Origin of the sequence: Sphingobacterium sp. LZ7M1 (genome assembly GCF_024296865.1) — a bacterium.
GTDB lineage: Bacteria > Bacteroidota > Bacteroidia > Sphingobacteriales > Sphingobacteriaceae > Sphingobacterium.
Genome location: NZ_CP101134.1, coordinates 2429568 through 2451000, shown reverse-complemented (window position 1 = coordinate 2451000; position 21433 = coordinate 2429568). Strand labels below are relative to the sequence as shown.

General features: G+C 39.0%; 22 protein-coding genes. 9 read left to right on the top strand and 13 right to left on the bottom strand.

The features are described from left to right. Window positions 1–12 precede the first annotated feature (12 nt). Entirely contained in the window at window positions 13–816 is an 804-nt protein-coding gene (mazG, locus tag NMK93_RS10625; protein ID WP_254527211.1) for a nucleoside triphosphate pyrophosphohydrolase, read from the bottom strand. 83 nt (window positions 817–899) lie between these two features. Between mazG and NMK93_RS10620 the strand changes: the two genes are divergently transcribed. After that, window positions 900–1208: a hypothetical protein gene (locus NMK93_RS10620; protein ID WP_093096607.1), complete on the top strand. Its 309-nt coding sequence runs from the start codon at window positions 900–902 to the stop codon at window positions 1206–1208. A gap of 124 nt (window positions 1209–1332) precedes the next feature. Further along, on the top strand, window positions 1333–2274 hold the full coding sequence (locus NMK93_RS10615; protein WP_254527210.1) for a hydrogen peroxide-inducible genes activator: 942 nt from the start codon (window positions 1333–1335) through the stop codon (window positions 2272–2274). Between the two features lie 14 nt (window positions 2275–2288). Here the strand turns inward: NMK93_RS10615 and NMK93_RS10610 are convergent, their stop codons facing one another. From NMK93_RS10610 to NMK93_RS10595, 4 genes are all read right to left on the bottom strand, one after another. Further along, the gene (locus tag NMK93_RS10610) at window positions 2289–2879 is read right to left on the bottom strand and encodes a riboflavin synthase (protein ID WP_185216354.1); all 591 of its coding nucleotides are present in this window, start codon (window positions 2877–2879) and stop codon (window positions 2289–2291) included. 547 nt (window positions 2880–3426) lie between these two features. Continuing rightward, the gene (gene nhaA / locus NMK93_RS10605; protein ID WP_185216353.1) at window positions 3427–4611 is read right to left on the bottom strand and encodes a Na+/H+ antiporter NhaA; all 1185 of its coding nucleotides are present in this window, start codon (window positions 4609–4611) and stop codon (window positions 3427–3429) included. 109 nt (window positions 4612–4720) lie between these two features. Beyond that, entirely contained in the window at window positions 4721–6037 is a 1317-nt protein-coding gene (locus tag NMK93_RS10600; protein ID WP_254527209.1) for an ABC transporter permease, read from the bottom strand. Between the two features lie 14 nt (window positions 6038–6051). Continuing rightward, window positions 6052–6957, bottom strand: a complete 906-nt coding sequence (locus NMK93_RS10595; RefSeq protein ID WP_185212174.1) for an ABC transporter ATP-binding protein — start codon at window positions 6955–6957, stop codon at window positions 6052–6054. A gap of 104 nt (window positions 6958–7061) precedes the next feature. Between NMK93_RS10595 and yihA the strand changes: the two genes are divergently transcribed. From yihA to cmk, 5 genes are all read left to right on the top strand, one after another. Further along, window positions 7062–7673 (top strand): ribosome biogenesis GTP-binding protein YihA/YsxC, encoded by a 612-nt coding sequence (yihA, locus tag NMK93_RS10590; protein ID WP_185212173.1) that lies wholly within the window; start codon window positions 7062–7064, stop codon window positions 7671–7673. Window positions 7674–7676: 3 nt separating this feature from the next. Further along, window positions 7677–8528 (top strand): UbiA-like polyprenyltransferase, encoded by an 852-nt coding sequence (locus NMK93_RS10585; protein ID WP_185212172.1) that lies wholly within the window; start codon window positions 7677–7679, stop codon window positions 8526–8528. 95 nt (window positions 8529–8623) lie between these two features. Beyond that, entirely contained in the window at window positions 8624–11017 is a 2394-nt protein-coding gene (gene topA, locus NMK93_RS10580) for a type I DNA topoisomerase (RefSeq protein WP_254527208.1), read from the top strand. 6 nt (window positions 11018–11023) lie between these two features. After that, window positions 11024–11437, top strand: a complete 414-nt coding sequence (locus NMK93_RS10575; protein WP_254527207.1) for a hypothetical protein — start codon at window positions 11024–11026, stop codon at window positions 11435–11437. After that, a complete protein-coding gene (gene cmk / locus NMK93_RS10570) occupies window positions 11437–12126 on the top strand; it encodes a (d)CMP kinase (protein WP_254527206.1) in 690 nt (229 codons plus the stop codon). Before NMK93_RS10575 ends, cmk begins: the two co-directional genes overlap by 1 nt. A 46-nt stretch (window positions 12127–12172) precedes the next feature. Here cmk and NMK93_RS10565 read toward each other — a convergent pair whose 3' ends face one another. The 4 genes from NMK93_RS10565 to NMK93_RS10550 all read right to left on the bottom strand — a co-directional run bounded on the left by NMK93_RS10565 (window position 12173) and on the right by NMK93_RS10550 (window position 15453). Further along, the gene (locus NMK93_RS10565; RefSeq protein ID WP_093096576.1) at window positions 12173–12466 is read right to left on the bottom strand and encodes a hypothetical protein; all 294 of its coding nucleotides are present in this window, start codon (window positions 12464–12466) and stop codon (window positions 12173–12175) included. Window positions 12467–12655: 189 nt separating this feature from the next. Beyond that, a complete protein-coding gene (locus tag NMK93_RS10560; protein ID WP_185212168.1) occupies window positions 12656–13855 on the bottom strand; it encodes a pyridoxal phosphate-dependent aminotransferase in 1200 nt (399 codons plus the stop codon). Between the two features lie 145 nt (window positions 13856–14000). Continuing rightward, window positions 14001–14375 (bottom strand): DUF1573 domain-containing protein, encoded by a 375-nt coding sequence (locus NMK93_RS10555; RefSeq protein WP_093096571.1) that lies wholly within the window; start codon window positions 14373–14375, stop codon window positions 14001–14003. A 112-nt stretch (window positions 14376–14487) separates the two neighbouring features. Further along, complete coding sequence (locus NMK93_RS10550) at window positions 14488–15453, bottom strand: SIS domain-containing protein (RefSeq protein WP_254527205.1); 966 nt, start codon at window positions 15451–15453, stop codon at window positions 14488–14490. Window positions 15454–15562: 109 nt separating this feature from the next. Here NMK93_RS10550 and recQ point away from each other — a divergent pair, with 109 nt between their 5' ends. After that, a complete protein-coding gene (gene recQ, locus NMK93_RS10545; RefSeq protein ID WP_254527204.1) occupies window positions 15563–17752 on the top strand; it encodes a DNA helicase RecQ in 2190 nt (729 codons plus the stop codon). A gap of 6 nt (window positions 17753–17758) precedes the next feature. Beyond that, a complete protein-coding gene (gene kdsA, locus NMK93_RS10540) occupies window positions 17759–18574 on the top strand; it encodes a 3-deoxy-8-phosphooctulonate synthase (RefSeq protein ID WP_254527203.1) in 816 nt (271 codons plus the stop codon). 128 nt (window positions 18575–18702) lie between these two features. Here kdsA and dnaJ read toward each other — a convergent pair whose 3' ends face one another. The 4 genes from dnaJ to NMK93_RS10520 form a co-directional block, all read right to left on the bottom strand. Then, on the bottom strand, window positions 18703–19854 hold the full coding sequence (dnaJ, locus tag NMK93_RS10535) for a molecular chaperone DnaJ (protein ID WP_254527202.1): 1152 nt from the start codon (window positions 19852–19854) through the stop codon (window positions 18703–18705). A gap of 9 nt (window positions 19855–19863) precedes the next feature. After that, on the bottom strand, window positions 19864–20385 hold the full coding sequence (locus NMK93_RS10530; RefSeq protein ID WP_254527201.1) for a nucleotide exchange factor GrpE: 522 nt from the start codon (window positions 20383–20385) through the stop codon (window positions 19864–19866). 134 nt (window positions 20386–20519) lie between these two features. After that, window positions 20520–21203: a cell division ATP-binding protein FtsE gene (locus NMK93_RS10525; RefSeq protein ID WP_185212163.1), complete on the bottom strand. Its 684-nt coding sequence runs from the start codon at window positions 21201–21203 to the stop codon at window positions 20520–20522. 6 nt (window positions 21204–21209) lie between these two features. Next, window positions 21210–21413, bottom strand: a complete 204-nt coding sequence (locus tag NMK93_RS10520) for a fructose-6-phosphate aldolase (RefSeq protein WP_185212162.1) — start codon at window positions 21411–21413, stop codon at window positions 21210–21212. Between the last annotated feature and the right edge of the window lie 20 nt (window positions 21414–21433).

Below are 21433 nucleotides of genomic sequence, written 5' to 3'. Positions count from 1 at the left end.
ACACAAGTACAATTATTTCAGCTTTTTAGCTTCGTTCCAGTACACATCCATTTCTTCCAGTGTCATGTCCTTTAATACCTGTCCGTTCTTGGCCGCTTGGGTTTCTAGATAGGTAAAACGATGGATAAATTTTTTATTGGTTTTTTCCAATGCATTTTCCGGATTGATACCGATATGTCGAGCATAATTGATCAAGGAGAATAGAAGATCACCAAATTCCTCTTCCGCTTTTTCCGCATTGATAGTTCCGTTTTTAAGGTCAAATTCAGCTTTGAATTCCGTTAATTCTTCCTCGACTTTATTCCAGACTTCGGTTTTATCTTCCCAATCAAATCCTACACCACGAACCTTATCTTGTATCCGATAAGCTTTAACCAGAGCTGGAAGGCTTTGCGGTACTCCCTGAAGGACGGATTTGTTTCCTTCTTTAAGTTTGATGGCTTCCCAGTTCTGTTTCACATCTTCATCATCCTTTACTTCCGTATCCGAATAGATGTGCGGATGTCGTATGATCAGTTTGTCACATACCGCGTTTAGGACATCTACGATGTTGAACCTGTTTTCTTCCGCTGCAATTCGAGCATAAAATACCAAGTGCATCATTATATCACCCAGCTCTTTTTTTATTTCTTCATAGTCTTTTTCAAGGATAGCATCTGTAAGTTCATACAGCTCCTCAATGGTCAGGTGCCTTAAAGATTCCATAGTCTGTTTTTTGTCCCAAGGACATTCAATCCTTAATGTATTCAGGACTTCGAGTAATCTTTCAAAAGCTTCTGAAGCTGTATTTTTTGCTGGGGGAGGTGTGTGAGCCATAGTGAGGTAATAAATTTAATGATCATTTTGAAACAATAGCCAAAGTTATGTGTTTTTAAAGAAACGTACATTAAGAATATAAAATGGATAAAACATTTAAATATGCAACAATGACAGAAGCTTTAGATAATCTGTCGAAGAATGGGTATTCAATTGATTATAATGTTGAGTTTGATAAACTTTCGGATGAGGCTGCAGTTTATGAAATTGATGTGCTTTATCGCTATGAAGGCGAGTCAGATCCGGCAGATGAATCATCGGTCTATGGTATCCGGAATACCAAGACAGGGGAGAAGGGCGTATTTGTTGCCGGAAACCTATCATTGATCGAAGGTAAAAAGAGGGATATAATTTTAGATTTAGAAATGAAATACAAGCAGCATCATCATTAAAATGAGCTGTTGATTAACACAAAGCCTGGGGATTCCCGGGCTTTGTTTGTTTTATGTCCTTTTTAAGTTAGGATTCTAAATGGCATAATAACTTCATTACATTTGTATAGTTAAAATTTATAACATGACCCTAGTCCAATTAGAATACATAATTGCCGTCGATACCTATAGAAGCTTTGTGGCTGCTGCTGAGAAATGTTTTGTAACCCAACCCACTTTGAGCATGCAGATCCAAAAATTAGAAGAATCATTGGGTGTAAAGATTTTCGATAGAAGTCGGCAGCCCGTGGTACCCACTGAAATTGGGGAAAAGATCATCGAGCAAGCGCGTACAGTCCTAACGGAGAGCAAAAAGATCTCCGAGATACTGCAAGCTGAAAGGGGCGAGTTAGCTGGAGATCTAAAGATAGGGGTAATCCCGACTGTTGCTCCTTATTTATTGCCGAACGTGATTTCGAATTTCATGAAGAAATACAACAAGTTGAAATTGCAGATCTGGGAATATACAACGGATCAGATCATTCAGGAATTAAAGATAGGTACACTGGACTGTGGAATCCTTTCTACACCATTACATGATCCGGGAATCCAGGAAATTCCGTTGTTTTATGAAACTTTTGTAGCCTATGTATCGGATCGCAGTTCTGTTTATGAAAAGAAAATGATCAATGTGGAGGATATTTCCAGTGAAAAGCTATGGCTATTGAATGAAGGACATTGTATGCGGGGTCAGGTCTTGAATATCTGTAATTTCAAGCACAACCAATCTAAAGAAGGTACCTTTGATTATAATACGGGCAGTGTAGAAACGTTGAAGCGGATGGTAGATCTCAATGGCGGTCTGACGATCCTTCCAGAGATGAGTATTTCCAACTATGATGAAGATCAATTGGCGCATGTTCGCTATTTCCGGAATCCGGAGCCAGTGCGGGAGATCAGCTTGGTGACACCGCAGAATTACGTCAAGAAACATGCGATAAACATGTTGAAGAATGAAATCCTGAATATTGTACCGGAGAAATTTAAGACAAAACGCAAAAAAGAAGTAATGGGCTTTTCAATATAAAAGCCCATTTTTTTTTATTGTCTCATAGCGAGCAGTTTGCTTACATACTTACCAAGGATATCAAATTCCAGATTGACGGTGGAGCCAATCTCGATGGTTTTGAGGTTGGTGTTATCCAGTGTATAGGGGATAATTGCTACGGAAAAGCTATTCTTGCCAGAATTCACTACTGTTAAGCTGATGCCATTTACGGTAATGGATCCTTTTTCTACAGTCAGGTTATTCAAAGCGGCATCATATTCAAAAGTATATACGACACTTCCTTCCTGAGGCTCAACGGCGGTACAGATGGCGGTTTGGTCCACATGGCCTTGAACAATATGTCCATCCAATCGTCCATCCACTTTGACACATCTTTCAAGATTCACTATATCGCCAACTTTGAGTTTTCCTAGATTACTTTTTTCAAGTGTTTCATGAATCGCCGTAACCTGATGGGTATTTTCTTCAATACCGACCACTGTTAAACATACGCCGTTGTGGGAAACACTCTGGTCGATTTTAAGGTCAGGGGATATGGGCGATTCGATGAAGTAATGAATGTTGCTTTGTTCCAACTCAATTTTCTTAACCGTTCCTAAAGTTTCTATAATGCCTGTAAACATATTTCTGAATGTTTTTTTCAAATATAATATAAACAATTTTCTTCCTAAACGGGCAGGGTTGAAAAAATATTTTAAAAAAGATTTGCATATGTGTAAAATGTACACTATCTTTGTGGTATCATAATTTAGGTTTATAATTGGTTATTAAAGGTTTTCATTCTCCCCGTTTGAAAACCTTTATTTTTTTAATTTTATTCTCCTGATTTCCAACAAGTTAAATATTTTATATACAAGAATACGGTTTAAATCCTTCAATAAATTTGGAATTTATATAAGTAAATCTCTATCTTTGTCTTAGGTTTAGGTTGATTACCTCATAAAAGAGGTTATTTTTTAAAGCTTGAGCAGTCGCCCGATTGACTCAAGCTTTATTTTTTTTATGGCCTTTTTTCCTTATAAATTTCCAGATATCTGTAGCTTAATATTTCCCATAACGATAATCCGATTGAATATAATATTTATTAAAAGTAGAATGCGCGCATATTATTTTATATAAGCGCGCATTCTTTTAATATATATGCAAAAAGGACGTTGTAACGTCTATTTTTTAATCAACTTTAAATTTATCTTTTTTTGCCACAAAGGATAGGTATAAATACCCGCAAGTACCTGATATTAATGAACCTATGAGAACTGCGAATTTTGCTTCTTCTATAAATACAGGGTCTTTGAAGGAAAGCATGGAGATGAAGATAGACATGGTAAATCCAATACCACCCAACATACCTACGCCGATCATGTGTTTCCATCCGGCCATATCTGGGAGATTGGCCAATTTGGTTTTTACACAGATCCAGGTGGTCAGGTAGATTCCAATGGTCTTTCCGAAGAAGAGTCCTAGGATAATTCCTAACCCAAGTGGTGTATTGAGGCCGTGGACCATTTCACTATGGATGGTAATATTGGTGTTGACCAGGGCAAAAAGAGGAATAATGATAAAATTTACTGGATTTGCCAACGCATGTTCCAGTTTTTCCAATGGGGATTCTGTTGCATCCGGTGTTGTTGGCAAGGTCATGGCAACCAATACACCGGCAATGGTAGCGTGGATTCCAGAGTGATGGATAAAGTACCAAATGAAGAGTCCTGGGATAATATAGGCCCAAACGCTTTTTACACCGGTACGATTGAAAACTACCAATAATCCGGTAATACCTGCGGCGTATAGCAAATAGGTGTAATGCAGTTCCGTAGAATAAAAGATGGCAATGACCAAGATTGCCAAGAGGTCATCGACAATGGCCAAGGCAGCCAGGAATATTTTCAGGCTTGGTGGAACTCGTTTATCGAGTAGGGATATAATGGCCAGAGCAAAGGCAATATCAGTTGCCATTGGAATACCCCAACCGTGATGTGAAGCTTGGTCATGATTAAAAATGGTATAGATTACGGCCGGAACAATGGCACCACCAACAGCAGCCAAAATAGGCAATATTGCATTTTTAGGGGAGGAAAGTTCGCCTTCCACCAGTTCACGTTTTATTTCCAGGCCTACCAAAAGAAAGAAAATGGCCATCAAACCATCATCAATCCATTGCTTAAGGCTGTAGCGTAGTTGGATGGTTTCGTTTTCGAAACCTAATTTAACTTGTAAAAGCTCATTGAATGCGGTTGAGGAGGAGGTGTTTGCAATGATCAGGGAGATCACAACACATAAAAAAAGTAGTATACCGCCGGATGTATTCGAGGAGAAGAACTTCTTGAATACCGACAGATTAATTTTATCAGTCATTTGAATTCTGTTTGTATTTAATTACAGCGATGGTAAAGGTATAAAAAATTTAAAAGCCCTTCCTAAAATTAACTTTCAGAAGGGCTTTTAAAATGTATCTTTTTGGTTGCTAACTTTTGTATCGGAACCATTTAATAAGTTCCTTAAAGCTGGCTTTCTTGCCGTACATCAGAATACCGATACGGTATATCCTTGCCGCAACCCAAGTCGTGAAAATAAATCCGGCGACGAGCAGGATAAAGGATACGATGATTTGCCAAGTTGGCACGCCAAAAGGAATCCTAACCAGCATAGCAATAGGGGAGGTCAGCGGGATAAAGCTCAACCAAGTCGCAATTGGACCATGCGGATTATTGACCAGTACGCCGAAAGATAGGATGTAGGCCAATAATAAAGGTGTTGTAATGGGCATCGTGAACTGATTGGCCTCTGTTTCATTATCTACAGCTGAACCCACTGCTGCAAACAGTGCGCTATATAGCATATATCCTCCAATAAAGAACAAGAAGAACGTTATCAAAAGTTCTGGGATATTTACAGCGTCCATTGCAGTACTGATTTCAGTAATGATGGAATTATTGTCCATTTGGATTTCAGCACCTTGTGGCGCATTCTGCATCATTTCTTTTTGAAAGTCAGATTTATCGATCAAGGTATTGGAAGCAATGCTGATCAATCCAAAACTTAGGATAATCCAAAGGACGAATTGGGTGATGCCTACCAAGCCGATCCCGATTATCTTTCCCATCATCAATTGGAAGGGTTTGACAGAAGAAATAATGACTTCAATGATCCGGTTTGATTTTTCTTCAATAATTCCCCGCATCACCTGGGCTCCATAAAGGAAAAGGGATAAATAGATCAATACGGAGAGCGCCATGGCAATTCCCATTGCAATCCTTGTATCACTGTCTTTGGCTTCACCTGAGGCTGTGATTTCTTTAGCAGCAGTCTTGATCTTTGTGTCGATGCTTTTGATCTTGGAGGCGTCTATATTGAGTTCCTTGTACTGATAATTTAGCAAGATATCCTCCAGTTGTGATTCTACTGCGGATTTGGTGCCAATATTCGGTTTTCCGGAAGAAAGGAATTCAATATGGTGGGTTTGATAAAAGTCATCAGGGATCATGAGGATATTGGTATTTCCATCAAGGTCCTTGATTTCCTGGATCTGCTGATTGAGTTCTTGGGTGGATTGGGTAAATGTAATCTGATCTGTATTCTTGAGTTGTTGACCGACTTCTTTAGTGTTGTCGACTACATATATCAATGCTTTGGAGTCTTCGAAACTCTTTTTGGTCAAAAAGAATACACCAACATACATCCCTATGAAAAATAGAGGCACCAGAAAAGTAGTGAGCAGGAAGGATTTTTTCTTGACCCTACTTAAATATTCTCTTTGAATGATTAATAATATCTTGTTCATATACTTTTCGGCTGTTATTTAGTTACTTTATCAATAAAGATATCGTGCATGGAAGGAATGATTTCAAAGATCTGTTGGATTTCGATTTGAGGAATCAAATGGGTCAATACATCATTTAAGGATTTGTCTTCAGGAACCTGGATAGTGAGGGCATTGCTGCCGTTGGATTCGTTTTCCATGATTTGCCATAAAGTTGGATCGAGCTGAATGCGCTCGGTTTCTGGTTTCAAGCTGTATTCGATCTTATAGGTTTGATTTCTATAATTATTCTTGATTTCCTTTACGGAGCCTTCTAGTATAACCTTTGATTTATTTAGGAGTGCGATGTTATCACATAGGGCTTCCACAGACTCCATACGGTGGGTGGAATAAATAATGGTGGCTCCCTTTTTATTGAGTTCAAGGATTTCATCTTGTATAACTTGCGCATTTACGGGGTCAAATCCGGAGAAAGGTTCGTCTAGGATAATGAGGTCAGGTTCATGCAGGACAGTTGCAACGAATTGTACTTTCTGCTGCATCCCTTTACTCAAATCCTCTACTTTTTTGTCCCACCAGCTTTCTATTTTCAATTTTTCAAACCAGTATTTGATCTTTTCCTTTGCGTCGTTTTTGCTAAGGCCTTTCAGTTGGGCAAGGTAGATCATTTGGTCACCGATGAGCATTTTTTTATAGAGACCACGTTCTTCCGGTAGGTAGCCGATTCTACCGATATGGGAAGAGTTCAATGGCTGGCCATCGAAGAGGATCTGTCCTGCATCGGGTGCTGTAATTTGATTGATTATTCGGATCAGCGATGTTTTTCCCGCGCCATTGGGGCCTAATAGGCCAAATATTTTTCCGGAAGGTACATGTATGGAAACATCGTCTAATGCTTTATGATTGGCATATTGCTTAACAATATTCTTAATTTCGAGCATATATATGGATTTGTTGATGAAATTATGAATTTTTCTTGAATTGAATGCGGTCTAGGTATTATTCTGATAAGAAATAAAAGCGTTTTTAATCGTACCTTTGCCTTATGAATATCAATCGAGCAGAATTCTTAACCAGTAATACAGATGTCAATAAGCTTCCTGAGGCGAATAAAGCGGAGTACGCCTTTATTGGTCGGTCGAATGTAGGGAAGTCTTCTTTGATCAATGCAATCACCCGTAGGAAGGGCTTGGCTAAAACTTCACAGAAACCTGGTAAGACCCAGTTGATCAATCATTTTATCATTAATGATGAGTGGTATTTGGTCGATCTACCGGGTTATGGATTTGCTCAGACTTCCAAAAAGAACCGTGCGACCTGGGAGAAATTCATCCGTGAATATTTGACGAAGCGTGAAAATTTGCAATGTGTATTTGTTTTGATTGACAGTAGACATGAGCCACAGAAGATAGATTTGGATTTTTGTTATTGGTTAGGGGAGCAAGGGATACCTTTCTTTTTGTTGTTCACAAAAGCCGATAAACATTCTGGGGTCAAAGCGGATCAAAATATCGCCAAGTTCAGAAAGGCATTGAAGGTTTGGTTTGAGGAAGTGCCTCCACATATCTTGACTTCTGCAGAGACAAAATTAGGTTGTGAGGATGTATTACAGACCATAGGTGAAATCAACAATAACTTTGTTTCTCCACTTAGCTAGTTTATGAAAAAATATATGTCCTTGGTGCTCTTTGCACATAGTATATTTGCTCTTCCTTTTGCTATCATCGGTTTTTTCTTGGCTATCCATACGACGGATTATCAATTTGAATGGAAATTGTTCCTTTTGATGTTGGTGTGTATGGTGACGGCAAGGAATGCGGCCATGGCATTTAATAGGTATTTGGATCGGGATATTGATGCTTTGAATCCACGAACGGCTGTTCGAGATATTCCCGCGGGGCGGATCAGTCCCAAGCAGGCCTTATTATTTACGGTAATAAACTGTATTGTTTTTATGGTTGCCTGTTATTTCATCAATTTCATGTGCTTTGTGCTGTCACCAATAGCTTTGTTCGTGATTTTGTTCTACTCCTATATGAAAAGAATATCTCCTTTATGTCATATTGTTCTAGGGGTAGGATTAGGTTTGGCGCCGGTTGGTGCATATTTAGCCGTTACAGGGGAGTTTAATATCGTACCGATTTTTTATGGATTGGCCGTATTGACATGGGTCAGTGGCTTTGACATAATTTATGCTTTGCAGGATGAAGAATTTGACAAGGCGAATGGGTTGAATTCGATTCCGGCAAATTTTGGAGGAAAGACGGCATTAAGGATCTCTGAAGTGCTTCATGTCCTGTCCTTTATATTTGTGCTTTTACCTGTTTTATATATGCCGGTCGGCACCTTATATTATATAGGTGTTGCCTTTTATGCGGCATTATTAATTTATCAGCATCGAATCGTAAGTCCGACAGATTTAAGTAAGGTAGACCGAGCATTTATGACCACCAATGGCATTGCTTCCGTGGTTTTTGCAGTGTTTTATTTACTGGATATTTGGATTAAATGATAAATGATTGTACTCACTTTTTTGCCATTGGGGATAAAAAAGAATTTGCATTCCATTTTGAAATCGTTTTCTTTGCATCAAATCAAAGAATTTAAATGGCAAAAAATTTATTGATAGTCGAGTCACCCGCAAAGGCTAAAACAATAGAAGGATATTTAGGCAAAGATTTTTTAGTAAAATCCAGTTATGGTCACATCCGTGATTTGGTGAAAACCGATGACGCGATTGACACGGAAGATAATTTCAAACAGAAATATGAGGTTCCGTCGGATAAAAAAGCTTTGGTCAGTGAGTTAAAGAAGTTAGCGAAATCTGCAGAGACAGTATGGTTAGCGTCCGATGAGGACCGTGAGGGGGAAGCTATTTCCTGGCACTTATTTGAGACCTTGGGATTAAAGGATGATAAAACCAAACGTATCGTTTTCCATGAGATTACCAAGCCAGCCATTTTAAAAGCGATAGAATCACCAAGAAAGATAGATTTTAACTTAGTCAATGCACAGCAAGCACGCCGTGTATTGGATAGGTTAGTTGGTTTTGAGCTATCTCCGGTTTTATGGAGAAAGGTTAAGCCTTCACTTTCTGCGGGAAGGGTTCAATCCGTAGCGGTTCGATTGATTGTTGAGCGCGAAAGGGATATCAATAAATTTAATGCAGAAGCTGCATTCAAGATCGTTGCCATATTTAATACTGGCAATGCCAAGGATCGTTTCAAAGCAGAATTGCCACAAAGGTTTGCCACAGTAGAGGAAGCTAATCAGTTTCTGAACGATTGTGCCAATGCTGTGTTCCAGATCAAGAGTTTAGAGACAAAACCATCAAAGCGTACTCCATCTGCACCTTTTACCACTTCGACCTTACAACAAGAGGCGAGCAGGAAATTAGGATTTTCAGTTGCTAGAACCATGCAGGTCGCTCAGCGTTTATATGAGGCTGGACGCATTACCTATATGCGTACTGACTCGGTAAACTTATCTGACACGGCATTACAGGGCGCACAAGCTGAGATTATCAATGCCTATGGGGAAAAGTACCATAAGTTACGTCAATACCGTACGAAGAGTGCAGGGGCCCAAGAGGCTCACGAAGCAATTCGTCCGACTTACTTCAACGATCATACGATTGATGGGGATAATTCGGAGAAGCGATTATATGAACTGATCTGGAAGCGTTCGATTGCTTCGCAGATGAGTGAAGCAGAGTTTGAAAAAACGACGGCTAAGATTTCTATTTCCAGCAGAACTGAAGATCTAGTAGCAACAGGAGAAGTCATGAAATTTGATGGTTTCCTGAAGGTTTACTTTGAATCTTCCGATGATGATAACGATGAAATTGATTTGGACAATTCAGATAATGCCATCCTTCCACCGTTAAGTAAGGGACAGGATCTGAATTTAGAGATCATGCATGCCACTGAAAGGTTCTCTAGACCTCCGGCAAGATTTACGGAAGCTTCATTGGTTAAGAAATTGGAAGAATTAGGTATTGGTCGTCCTTCGACTTATGCACCTACCATTTCGACGATTCAAAACCGAGGCTATGTGGTAAAGGAAGACCGTGATGGGAAGGAAAGAGCCTACAGGATCCTTACCTTAAATGGCGGACAGGTAAGTTCACAGACCAAAACTGAAATTACCGGGGCTGAGCGTAATAAGATGTTCCCAACGGATATTGGTGTTTTGGTGAACGATTTCTTGGTTCAACATTTCAAAGGAATCGTTGATTACCATTTTACGGCGAAAGTAGAGAAGGAATTTGATGAGATTGCACAAGGATTCAAGGAGTGGACCGATATGCTGTCCAATTTCTATGGTCCATTCCATTCGGAAGTACAGAATACACTAGATAATGCCGATCGTGCTACCCATGAACGTGAACTTGGTGTTGATCCCGTATCGGGCAAACCGATTTCGGTTCGTGTAGGACGTTTTGGACCATTGGTTCAGATTGGAACGGCGGACGATGAAGAAAAACCAGTTTTTGCTTCATTACGTAAAGGTCAAATGATCGAAACCATTACTTTAGAAGAAGCCTTGGAATTGTTCAAGCTTCCTAAAAAAGTGGGGGAATTTGAAGGGAAAGAAATGACAGTTGCTATTGGTCGTTTTGGACCATATATCCGTCATAACAGCAGTTTCTATTCCTTGCCAAAAGGGTTGGACCCATTGGATGTAGAGCAAGATCAGGCAATCCAGATCATCGAGGAAAAACGTCAGAAAGATAAGGATAAAGTCATCAAGATTTTTGATGAAAACCCAGAGGCTAAGATAGAAAATGGACGCTGGGGACCATTCGTTCGTTTTGGTAAGCAGAACCTAAAAATTCCTAAAGGTACAGAAGTTGAGAAGATCACTTATGCGGACGTACTGAAATGGGCTGAGGAAGACAGTAAATCGCCATCGGCGAGAAAAGCTGCCAAAGCAACGAAAGCGACTAAAACAACAGCAAAAAAGACAACGACTAAGAAAGCTACTGCTAAAAAGAAATAGGATAAAATGAAGAAGGATCTACCTTTAAATATAGTTGAAGATATCTCGGTTGCCGTTGTTCTGGAAACTGAGTCTCCGACTACAAAGGTTTGGAATGTTTATTTGATCAATGAAAAAAAAGCTGCCATCCAGAGTGTACTTGTTTCCTCAAAAGGGTATGGTATAAAGGATGGAAAGGAAGTGAAAACGACCATTTTGAGACATTTCATTGGTGATATGGAAGCCAAGACTTCTCAAAAAATTGAAGCGATCGATCCTCAGGTTTTCGGTTTGACCAATGAATATTGGTTGAGTTATTATATAAACGGTACTATTTATGACAAGAAATATGTTTTCTTACCAGAAAGTATCGTTGATGAGAATCTGATCAAGATTCCTTTGGTAAATAAACCCGGTGTAATGATTGGAGGAACCAACTAATGGTTATGAAGAATTTTGTAATTGCTATTGATGGTTTCTCATCATGCGGAAAGAGTACAGTTGCAAAAGCATTGGCGAAAGAATTGAACTTTGTTTTTATCGACAGTGGTGCAATGTACAGGGCAGTAACCCTATATATTCAACAGAACCAAATCGATATCAATGATGAGGAGGCTGTGTCTACAGCTTTGGAAAACATCCATATAGATTTTATTCCGAATCCTGAAAAGACCCAAATCTTACTGAACGGTAATGACGTTTCAGACGCAATCAGAACGATGGAAGTTTCTGAATATGTTTCTGAAGTGAGTGCATTGAAGGCTGTTCGTAAGGCTATGGTCAAACAACAGCAGGATTTGGGAAAGAAAAGGAATATCGTGATGGACGGTAGGGATATCGGGACTACGGTATTTCCAAAGGCAGACCTAAAGATCTTTATGACGGCAAGCCCACAGGTTCGCGCGGAAAGAAGATTTGCGGAACTGTCAGCAAAAGGGGAGGTTTTGACGATGGAGGAGGTGAAAGAAAACCTTTCACATCGCGATCATATTGACAGTACCAGGGAAGAAAGTCCGTTAAGACAGGCTGAAGATGCCATCGTACTGGATAATTCAGAACTGAACCAGGTTGAGCAGTTGAATTTTGTGATTCAATTGGTAAAGGATAAGATAGAATTGCCCCAATCCTAGGGAAAAGATATATAAAGAAAAAGGCCTCAATTTGAGGCCTTTTCTATTATTTCATATTATCGATTTCCTGTTGTTGTTTCAACTGATCGATATTATTTTTACTTCCAAAGTCATCTGTTTTTTCCTGGAAGGAATTGAGGATCTCCAGAATAGCTTCAGAGTTGTCTGCAGTTCGCTGATAGATATCAGGGATTTTGCTTTCGATAGTTTTATCACCTAACTCTATATTGTCAATTTCAACTTTTGCGATTTTTTCTAAAACAGCCTGCTGGCTATTTCTAATGTCCTCTAATTCTCTGGATATTTTCTCCATTAATTCGAATTTCTTTAATTTATCCATATATATTATTCATTAGTTTCTACTATTATAAACGCCAAAGATTACAAATTGTTGTATATTTTTTATAAATAACTGAAATGCAGCATTTTAATAAGTGTTATTTATGTAATTATTAAGATAAGTTTGTGTGGAAAAATAAAAAGGTCGCTAGTTAAACTAGCGACCTTCGAAATTGATTTAGGTATAAACTTAAATTGTTCTACCCGGATATTCTTCTAGACCTTTTTCTAAGCAAACCAATGCTTTTTTAAGATCATCTTGGTTTAAGACGTAAGCTAAACGGACTTCATTCGATCCTGCTCCAGGAGTGGAGTAGAAGCCAGTTGCCGGAGCCATCATCACTGTTTCATTGTTGTAAGAAAATTTCTCCAACATCCATTGACAGAATTTATCTGCATTATCGATTGGCAGTTTTGCAATGACATAGAACGCACCGCCTGGGTTAGGGCAGAAGACACCATCAATTTTATTAAGACCATTGACCAATGTATCTCTTCTTGCAGTGTATTCTTTGGATACCGCTTCAAAATAACTATCAGGAGTATCTACTGCAGCCTCTCCAGCGATCTGACCTTCCAATGATGGACTAAGTCTAGCTTGAGCAAATTTCAATGCTGTCAAGTAAAGTTCTCTGTTTTTGGTGATGATACATCCGATCCTTGCTCCACAAGCGGAATAGCGTTTAGAAACGGTATCAAATACCACTACATTTTGTTCAAGACCTTCTAATTGCATTGGGGAAATGAATTCGCGGCCATCATAACAAAATTCCCTATAAGCTTCATCAGAGAATAGGTAAAGATCATGTTTCAGACATAATTCTTTTAATGCCTCCAGCTCTTCGCGTGAATACAGGTAACCTGTAGGGTTATTTGGATTACAGATTGCAATTGCTTTAGTTTTTTCTGTAATTACTTTTTCAAAATCTGCAATGGAAGGTAATGCGAAACCATTGTCTATGACAGACATGATTGGTTTTACGATAATGTCTGCTGAACATGCAAAGCCATTGTAGTTGGCATAGAAAGGTTCAGGGATAATAACTTCTTCACCTGGGTTCAGACAGGCTTGCATCGCAATGGTAATTGCTTCCGAGCCACCGTTGGTAACCAAAATGTCGTTTGGAGTGATGTTATAATGGATCTTATTATAATACTCAGCTAATTTAGTTCTGTATGAAAGAGTCCCTTCAGATGAGGTATAAGCCCAAACTTTAAAATCAATGTTTTTTAAAGCATTTAACATGACTTCAGGAGTTTCAATATCAGGTTGGCCTATGTTCAAATGGTAAATTTTCTTTCCATCTTTTTTTGCCTGATCGGCAAAAGGAGTTAGTTTTCTAATAGGCGATGCAGGCATATTGATGCCCTTATGAGAAATAGTTGGCATTATAATTTTATTATGTTTTCAATCTTTACAAAAATACAAATAAAACTGAGCTTGTCCTAAAAAATGAAAGCCGACCTCTTGAGGTCGGCTTTCCATGATATTTTTATTTTTTCTCAGAATTGTTTCATTCTGGAGTACATTTTCCTTATTCTACGATACCTTTGATAGTAAGCGTTTTAACAGGTGTTTTAGTGTTTGATTTTACAATAAATGATTTTGTAAAAGGACCTTTAGCAGCTGCATTGAAAGTTACTTTAATGGTTCCCGCTTCTCCTGGTTTAACAGGAGTTTTGGTAAATTCTGCTACAGAACATCCACAAGTTGGTTGTACATCTGAAATAATGATTGGTTCATCTCCCGAGTTGCTGAATTTATATTCATGAGAAACCGGCTTATTCAAAGGGATCTTACCGAAGTCATGGGTTTCTTTGTCAAATTTAAACTCTGCAGCAAACATTCCCATCGCAGTCAAACTAATAAATGCAATCAATACTGCACATATACTTGTAATCTTTTTCATCGTTTCAATTTTTTCGTTGCTTTATTCAATCAAATCTAAGACCATTTTTATAAGAATACGATTCTTTAGTGAGATTTTGAAATAAACACACAAGAATTTTACAATCTTGATATTAGATAATACCTTCTTTTAAAATGTCTTGCAGGTGAATAATGCCTGCATATTTTCCTTCGTCGGTAACCACCAATTGGGAGATACTATTCTGGCGCATGAGGTGAAGAGCATTTGCTGCCAGTTCAGTTTTGTCTATGGTTTTAGGATTTAAGGACATAATATCCTTTGCCTGAAGGCCAGAAACATCCTCATGTTTGCCTAACATCCGACGAATATCGCCATCGGTAATGATTCCAAGGATATTTTCGTTTTCAATGACCACGGTTGCTCCAAGTCTATATTCGGTAATACTGATCAATACGGAACGGATATTTGCATCTGCAGCTACCATTGGGACACCGTTATGATCAGAAAGGTCACTAACTTTTAGATATAGTTGTTTTCCCAAAGCGCCACCTGGATGGTATTTAGCGAAATCTTGATCGGTGAACTGTCTTTTGGTCTGCAGACAGACAGCAATGGCATCACCCATAGCAAGTTGAACTGTAGTACTGGTGGTTGGGGCTAAATTATTAGGGCAAGCTTCTCTCGTAATGCTGGTGTCCAGAATATAATCCGCTTGTTCAGCAAGGAAGGATTCATGGTTTCCAACCATGGCTACTAAGATGTTCCCTGTTTGTTTAAGATATGGGACCAGAACTTTGATTTCCGGTGTATTGCCACTTTTTGAAATCGCGATGATAAGGTCATCTTTTTGGATGATTCCAAGGTCACCGTGAATGGCATCTGCGGCATGCATAAAAATGGCAGGGGTGCCAGTGGAATTTAGGGTTGCGACAATTTTTTGAGCGATGATTGCGCTTTTTCCGATTCCGGTTAATATTACCCTACCTTTCAGCGTCAAAATCTTCTCAATTACCTCTACAAAATCGCTGTCGATTTTTTCAGATAGAGCCAATACGTTAGCTGCTTCAAGTTCAAATGTGCTCTGTGCCAACGATTTGATATCTATATTGTTTTTCACGTAATATTTCCTTAATTTTATATATAAATATGATGTGTTCGCTACAAAAATACATTATTTAACACGTATTATTCATACCGTTATTACATCTATTTATTTTGCATAGTCAATGGAAATAGAAAAATCACTTTTCGACAATCTTCAAGATTTTTTTGGGTTCGACACTTTTAAAGGCGATCAGGAAGCAATTATTACGAACGTTCTGAACAGGAAGGATACATTCGTCATAATGCCTACAGGTGGCGGGAAATCAATCTGTTATCAGTTGCCGGCTCTGATGAGCGAAGGGACTGCAATTGTAATCTCACCGCTTATTGCTTTGATGAAGAATCAGGTCGACCAGGTACGCGCTTTTGGAGGAAGAGATAGCATCGCGCACTTTTTGAATTCCTCCCTTACCAAAAATGAAATTCAACGCGTAAAACAGGACGTGCAAGAAGGGAAAACCAAGCTCTTGTATGTAGCACCTGAATCTTTGGCCAAAGAGGAAAATGTTAACTTTTTAAGGAGCATAACAGTTTCATTTGTGGCCGTTGATGAGGCGCACTGTATTTCAGAGTGGGGACATGATTTCAGACCGGAATATCGTAAGATCCGTCAAGTCATCAATGAAATTGGTGAGGATATTCCAATTATCGCATTGACGGCCACCGCTACTCCAAAGGTTCAGTCTGATATCCGTAAGAACCTACAGATGAATGATGCAACCTTGTTTAAGTCTTCCTTTAACCGTACGAACCTGTACTATGAAGTGAGGCCTAAAGAGGATGTTATTAAGCAGATCGTTCGTTTTATTAAAAACAATGCAGGAAAGGCCGGTATTGTGTACTGTCTGAGCCGTAAGAAGGTGGAGGAGATAGCTGAGGTATTGAACATCAACGGGATTAAAGCTCTTCCATACCATGCTGGTTTGGACGCAAAGACCCGTGCTGATACACAGGATAAGTTTTTGATGGAAGATATTGAAGTGATCGTAGCGACGATTGCTTTCGGAATGGGGATCGATAAACCTGATGTCCGATATGTTATCCATCATGATATCCCAAAATCAATGGAAGGATACTATCAGGAAACTGGTCGTGCTGGCCGTGATGGCGGGGAAGGTTACTGTCTGGCTTTCTACTCTGAAAAAGATGTAGAGAAGCTGACCAAGTTCATGAAAGATAAGCCCGTTTCGGAAAAGGAAATCGGCACTCAGATATTGAAGGAAGTGATTGATTATTCTGAATCAGCTGTTTGTCGAAGGAAGCAGATCCTCCATTATTTTGGGGAGAAGTTTGACGAAACTGGATGTAATTCCATGTGTGATAATTGTCGATCTGCAAAGACCTATTTCGATGCCGAGGAGCCTTTATTGACTGTACTGAATTTTATAAAAGAGCAGGGTGATAAATTTGATGATCAGCATATAATCAATGTGTTGATTGGACAGAACAATCAGCCTATTTCGAAATATAAACATGATACCCATGCCTTATTTGGTACTGGGAAGGAGCAAGGAGTGAATTTCTGGAATTCCTTGATCCGCCAGGCAGAATTAGCTGATTTTATCAAGAAGGATATTGATCACTATGGTCTATTGCAATTGACTTCAGATGGTAATAAGTATATCAATAATCCGTATCCATTGAAGTTTATCTTAAATAAACCGATGGAAATGTCTAAATCAGACTCTTCAGAAGAAGGTTCTGCTCAGGCAGGTGCATTGGATGCCGAGTTGCTGAAAATGTTAAAGGATCTTAGAAAGAAGATCGCTAAACAGAAGTCGCTGCCACCATTTGTTATTTTCCAAGATCCTTCATTAGATGAAATGTGCACCCATTATCCGGTAAGCATTGATGAGTTGAAACAAATCCAAGGTGTTGGATCCGGGAAAGCCATGAAGTTTGGGGCTCCATTTGTAGAACTGATCAAAAAGTATGTGGAGGATAATGATATCGATAGGCCTCAGGATTTAGTGATCAAGAGCACGGCCAATAAATCTGCCTTAAAAGTTTCTATTATCCAGAATATCGATAGAAAGATCTCTTTGGAAGATATTGCCTCGTCAAAAGGAATCAGTTATGAAGATCTTTTGCGTGAAGTGGAGTCTATCGTAAATTCAGGAACCAAACTGAATATTGGTTATTTTGTAGATGAAATGATCGATCAGGACCGTCAAGATGAGGTCTATGATTATTTCAAAACTGCAGAGAATGATGCTATCGAAACTGCATTGGATGAATTGGGGGAGGAAGATTACTCCTTTGAGGATATCCAACTGATGCGCATCAAATTTATGTCGGAACTAGGTAATTAAAATTATATGATCAATACATATTTGCCAGGAATAAAAAATGGCAACTCTTCTTCTTTCTTTTTGATGGCAGGACCTTGTGCCATTGAAGGTGAAGAGATCGCTTTGCGTATTGCGGATAAAATCGTAAATATCACTGATAAACTGAACATCCCTTATATTTTTAAGGGATCTTATCGTAAAGCAAATCGTTCGAAAGGAAATTCCTTTACTGGAATTGGGGATGAAAAAGCATTGAAGGTGTTGGAGAAAGTAGGGAAGACCTTTGGCATTCCTACCGTAACAGATATCCATGAAAGTCAGGAGGCTGCAATGGCCGCTGCGTATGTGGATGTGTTGCAGATTCCTGCATTTCTATGTAGACAGACTGACCTTTTGGTTGCTGCAGCAGAAACTGGAAAAGTCGTTAATATTAAGAAAGGACAGTTTTTATCAGCTGAGTCGATGAAATTCGCTGTAGAAAAGGTTCAAGATGCTGGAAACCCTAAAGTTGTTCTTACTGACCGTGGGAATACTTTTGGTTATCAGGACTTGATCGTAGACTATAGAGGATTACCAGTTATGAAATCTTTTAATGTTCCTACGGTTATGGACTGTACGCATTCCTTGCAACAGCCAAACCAGAGTTCAGGAGTGACAGGCGGTAAACCGGAATTGATCGAGACAATTGCTAAAGCTGCCATTGCAGTCGGTGCTGATGGTCTGTTTATTGAAACTCACCCTGATCCTGCAAATGCCAAATCTGATGGTGCAAATATGCTCCACCTGGATCTGTTAGAAGATCTGCTGGTGAAATTGCAAAGGATAAGGGAAGCGATTCTTTAAGACATAAAAAAAGCTGGTTTATTAAAACCAGCTTTTTTTATGTCTTAAATTTTAGATTTGAGTATAGCGATAGTAGAAATTCTATTCAAATTAATATCTCATGTCTCAGATCTCAAATCTCACATCTATTATTCAAAATACTCTTTAATTCTCTCAAAGAATGATTTTTCGCTCTTACCAGGTTGTGGTTTGAAGTTAGCAGAGTTCTTAAGTTTTTCTAGAAGTTCTTTTTCTTCTTTTGAAACTGTTTTTGGAGTCCACACATTCACATAAACCAATTGGTCACCTTTGTGGTAGGAATTTACTTCTGGAAGACCTTTGCCTTTTAGACGGAGGATCTTACCACCTTGAGTACCTGGTTCGATCTTGATCTTTGCCTTGCCATCAATGGTCGGAATTTCTACGCTCGTGCCTAAAGCAGCATCAGCAAAATTGATATAAAGATCATAGATGACATTGATGCCATCGCGTTTAAGCGTTTCGTGAGGGACTTCTTCAACCAGGATGATCAAATCACCAGGGATCCCACCACGTGGTGCAGCATTACCTTTTCCACTCATGGACAGTTGCATGCCTTCGCTTACACCTGCAGGAATATTGATTGAAATGGTCTCTTCACCACGAACTAAACCTTCGCCTTTACAAGAAGTACATTTGGCAGTTATTTCGACACCTTCACCATTACAGGTAGGACAGGTGCTTGTGGTTTGCATCTGACCAAGGATAGTATTGGTTACACGTCTTACAGAACCAGAACCACCACAGGTATTACAGGTATGGTACGAGTTTTTGTCTTTGGCACCAGTACCATCACAGGTATTACATTTTACCTGTTTGTTTACTTTTACCTTTTTCTCAACTCCTTTTGCAATTTCTTCAAGGGTAAGTTTTACTTTGATCCGCAGGTTTGTTCCGCGTTGTACACGGCGTCCGCCACGACTACCTCCGCCGCCGCCTCCGAAAAAGCTTTCAAAGGGGTTGCCTCCACCAAAGATATCTCCAAATTGACTGAAGATATCATCCATGTTCATGCCGCCACCACCATATCCAGAAGCAGAGTTGCCTGCATGTCCGAATTGGTCATAACGTCTTCTTTTTTCAGGGTTGCTCAGGACTTCATATGCCTCAGCAGCCTCTTTGAACTTGTCTTCAGCCTCTTTGTCTCCAGGGTTCTTATCTGGATGGTATTTGATGGCTAGCTTACGATATGATGTTTTTATTTCTGTTACTTCTGCCGTTCTGGTTACACCAAGGACATCGTAATAATCTCTTTTTGACATCTTTTATATTTATTGGCCTACTACTACTTTCGCAAATCTGATTACGTTGTCATTCAAAGTATAACCTTTTTCAATAACATCGATAACCTTATCTTTTAAATCTGGGGTAGGTGCAGGGATGAGGGTTATGGCTTCTTGGAATTCAGGATCAAAAGGTTGACCAATAACATCGATTTCCTTTACACCTAATTGTTCCATGGTTTTCTTAAGCTTATGATAAACCAAGTCAATGCCTTGTTTCATTGGGTCATCAGCAGGCACGTCTTTCATAAAGCTTAGGGAGCGATCGAAATCATCAACTACAGGTAATAATTTTAAGATTACATCCTTACCAGCTGATTGCATTAAATCAATCTTTTCTTTTGCAGTTCTCTTTTTGTAATTGTCAAACTCAGCAAACAATCTTGCATATTTATCGTTGGATTCGCTTAACTTATTGGTAAGTTCTTCGGTAGCTGCAGAACCTTGCTCTACATTTTCCTCCGAATTGTTCATTTCTGGGTCTTGAATATTCTCGTTCTCGTTTATCATCTCCTAATATCTAGTTTAAGTAACCTTAACATGGCATCCATCAATTTTTTTGCCAACAAAAAAAATCCGACATGCTGTCAGTGTTTACTGGTTTCATTAGCAAAATTGTCGGATTTAAATGGTATTGTCAGCTGTTAGATGCTGACATTGTCATGCAACGCACCATCTGCTGTTTTCAGGATGCGTGCAGGCATATTTCTAATAATTTGGTAATCGTGCGTTGCCATCAGGACTGCGGTTCCAGAGGAAGCGATGTCACGTAATAACAATACAATTTCTTCGGATGTAGCGGGGTCTAAGTTCCCTGTTGGCTCATCGGCAAGGATGATTTCAGGGTTGTTCAGTAATGCACGGGCAATTACGACACGTTGCTGCTCACCACCAGAAAGTTCATGAGGCATTTTCTTCAGTTTCGAACGAAGTCCAACTTTTTCCAACACATCGATGATTCTGTTCTCGATCTGAGCCTTTTCCTTCCAACCTGTAGCTTTAAGGGCAAACTCTAGGTTTTTTTCAACTGTACGGTCGTTCAATAAATGGAAATCTTGAAAAACGATTCCCAATTTACGTCTTAGGTATGGGACATCATTTTCATGAAGTTTTTTCAGGTCGAATCCAGCAATCATCCCTTCGCCATTCGCGATGTATAGGTCTCCATAGATTATTTTCAATAAACTACTTTTTCCTGAACCAGATTGTCCAATAAGGTATAAAAATTCTCCTTGGGCAATGTCTAAGTTAACATCTGAAAGTACAAGGTGTTTTTGTTGATAGATATCTACATGTTTAAGTTTGATAACCGTATTTGTCTCTCTCATGGTAATTTATAAGTCGATTTTCTTTATTTGGCCAAATGGTAATTCACGAACAACATCCATAATATATTCGGATTTATCAGCAAGTCCGATTTTTTCCAATGATTTGTCGGGTCTATCCACGCGGAAATAAGCCAAAAGCGTAAATGCATCGTCCCTTAATTGAACATAATCTGGAATTTTTGCTACACCTTTAACCTTAATAACATACATAGTCAAACAAAATTATAATT

Coding starts and splice junctions, on each gene's coding strand:
- mazG (WP_254527211.1), bottom strand. CDS start 816: ATGGCTCACACACCTCCCCCAGCAAAAAATACAGCTTCAGAAGCTTTT.
- NMK93_RS10620 (WP_093096607.1), top strand. CDS start 900: ATGGATAAAACATTTAAATATGCAACAATGACAGAAGCTTTAGATAAT.
- NMK93_RS10615 (WP_254527210.1), top strand. CDS start 1,333: ATGACCCTAGTCCAATTAGAATACATAATTGCCGTCGATACCTATAGA.
- NMK93_RS10610 (WP_185216354.1), bottom strand. CDS start 2,879: ATGTTTACAGGCATTATAGAAACTTTAGGAACGGTTAAGAAAATTGAG.
- nhaA (WP_185216353.1), bottom strand. CDS start 4,611: ATGACTGATAAAATTAATCTGTCGGTATTCAAGAAGTTCTTCTCCTCG.
- NMK93_RS10600 (WP_254527209.1), bottom strand. CDS start 6,037: ATGAACAAGATATTATTAATCATTCAAAGAGAATATTTAAGTAGGGTC.
- NMK93_RS10595 (WP_185212174.1), bottom strand. CDS start 6,957: ATGCTCGAAATTAAGAATATTGTTAAGCAATATGCCAATCATAAAGCA.
- yihA (WP_185212173.1), top strand. CDS start 7,062: ATGAATATCAATCGAGCAGAATTCTTAACCAGTAATACAGATGTCAAT.
- NMK93_RS10585 (WP_185212172.1), top strand. CDS start 7,677: ATGAAAAAATATATGTCCTTGGTGCTCTTTGCACATAGTATATTTGCT.
- topA (WP_254527208.1), top strand. CDS start 8,624: ATGGCAAAAAATTTATTGATAGTCGAGTCACCCGCAAAGGCTAAAACA.
- NMK93_RS10575 (WP_254527207.1), top strand. CDS start 11,024: ATGAAGAAGGATCTACCTTTAAATATAGTTGAAGATATCTCGGTTGCC.
- cmk (WP_254527206.1), top strand. CDS start 11,437: ATGGTTATGAAGAATTTTGTAATTGCTATTGATGGTTTCTCATCATGC.
- NMK93_RS10565 (WP_093096576.1), bottom strand. CDS start 12,466: ATGGATAAATTAAAGAAATTCGAATTAATGGAGAAAATATCCAGAGAA.
- NMK93_RS10560 (WP_185212168.1), bottom strand. CDS start 13,855: ATGCCAACTATTTCTCATAAGGGCATCAATATGCCTGCATCGCCTATT.
- NMK93_RS10555 (WP_093096571.1), bottom strand. CDS start 14,375: ATGAAAAAGATTACAAGTATATGTGCAGTATTGATTGCATTTATTAGT.
- recQ (WP_254527204.1), top strand. CDS start 15,563: ATGGAAATAGAAAAATCACTTTTCGACAATCTTCAAGATTTTTTTGGG.
- kdsA (WP_254527203.1), top strand. CDS start 17,759: ATGATCAATACATATTTGCCAGGAATAAAAAATGGCAACTCTTCTTCT.
- dnaJ (WP_254527202.1), bottom strand. CDS start 19,854: ATGTCAAAAAGAGATTATTACGATGTCCTTGGTGTAACCAGAACGGCA.
- NMK93_RS10530 (WP_254527201.1), bottom strand. CDS start 20,385: ATGATAAACGAGAACGAGAATATTCAAGACCCAGAAATGAACAATTCG.
- NMK93_RS10525 (WP_185212163.1), bottom strand. CDS start 21,203: ATGAGAGAGACAAATACGGTTATCAAACTTAAACATGTAGATATCTAT.
- NMK93_RS10520 (WP_185212162.1), bottom strand. CDS start 21,413: ATGTATGTTATTAAGGTTAAAGGTGTAGCAAAAATTCCAGATTATGTT.